Raw genomic sequence first — 1,333 nt, 5'->3', positions numbered from 1 at the left:
TGCCAAGGGCTCAAGTGCCCTCATCTCATCAAGCGTTAACGGTGAGAAATTCCTGTCCAGCTGGAGCTGAGAGAAGCGTTCAGCGCTCAATCCTCCATCCCTGAACAGCTTTGCCCTTGCCTTGCCCAGCGCTTGGTCCTGAAAGCTCGCAGGCTGCGCTTTAAGCCACTCGTAATAGCTGAGTGATGCACTGACCTGCTTTCCGCCTTCAGCGCCCTTAGAGGACCGCGTAGCGCCTTGGCTGAATAGCTTGCCGAATTTGGTGATCGGTACGATGGTTGAACGGCAACCTATGTGCGCAGGAGGCCTTGGACCTGAGTCAACAGGAAACACCTTTGAATCAAGCGATCGACATTGGTTAGATGTTCGCTGGTCAAGCGTGCTGACCCAAATTACACCTGTCACTACATCGCTATTCGCCTTCAGCGTCTCACTGCGAGCCTGACTAGCAACATGCTGAACTGCCGTCCTGACCACTGCCGAAGCATTGCGGTCGGTGATAGCGAGAATGCCGTCTTTGTACTGCTGAGCCTTTGTGCCTCGGATAGCCTGGATGATCTGCGTTGTGGTCTGGCCCTCGAAGAAGCCCTGACGTATCGCACCGACCACCCGTTGACGTTCTGTCTGCGTCCAGCCTTGTATGAACATCTCTAGCAGCTTGCCGCCATCCACCCCTCTCACACTCAAGGGATTGGTCAGGATTGCCGCCTTGATCGCCGCAGCGCTGGGCAGGACCGCTTCGAACGTCACCGCTACTGAGGTATTGGCCGTAGCCACTGCTGCAGCATTGTTCAGGCTGGACGCCTCGAACTGGGCTTCGTACATCGCAAGGTCAACCAGATCCAACTGAAGCTGGTCAGTGAAGCGGGTGAAGATACCAAGCAACAGGCTATCAACCTGCTCTAGCAGCTTCTCCTGTCGCTTGCGTGTGTACTCAGTGATGTCCGGGTCGCTCAGCTTGGCCCTGATCTTTCGATCCAACTCCTTGAGGAACGGGGCAAACTTGGCGACCTGATTAGCCTTTAGCTGCTCAAGTAAGACGGCATGGCGAACCGTGGCATCAAACAGCGCTGGATTCGCCGCCATTGTTGTCTACCTCGTCGTCTAAGGCTGGGCCAGGGCTCGTGGTCTCAAGCTCGTCTCTAATCGCGTCGTCCTTCTTCTCAGGATCAATCAGCTGATAGTCACGCAACTGACGCCAGAAGTCGGACTGAGGAATCAGCCCGGCCTGAACGCCCTTGATCAGGTTGGCAAGCAGGTTCGAGTCGATCTGGACCCGGACGAAGTTCTGGTTGAGGGTGTACTCCATCTTGCCGGTGGCATTCATGAAGAG

General features: G+C 55.7%; 1 protein-coding gene and 1 pseudogene. Both read right to left on the bottom strand.

Annotation, left to right across the window (positions count from 1 at the left end; all coding sequences use genetic code 11):
- Positions 1 to 1,086 (bottom strand): minor capsid protein (locus PLU01S_RS25125; RefSeq protein ID WP_084339977.1); only part of this gene is annotated, 1,086 nt, incomplete at its 3' end.
- Positions 1,061 to 1,333, bottom strand: a pseudogene (locus PLU01S_RS25930) (DUF4055 domain-containing protein); the annotation flags it as partial. The gene PLU01S_RS25125 and the pseudogene PLU01S_RS25930, both read right to left, overlap by 26 nt.

It is taken from the genome of Pseudomonas luteola NBRC 103146 (assembly GCF_002091675.1).
In the GTDB taxonomy this organism is placed as follows: domain Bacteria; phylum Pseudomonadota; class Gammaproteobacteria; order Pseudomonadales; family Pseudomonadaceae; genus Chryseomonas; species Chryseomonas luteola.
Note: the sequence above shows the minus strand (reverse complement) of the source record. Positions and strands in the feature narration are given on the sequence as shown.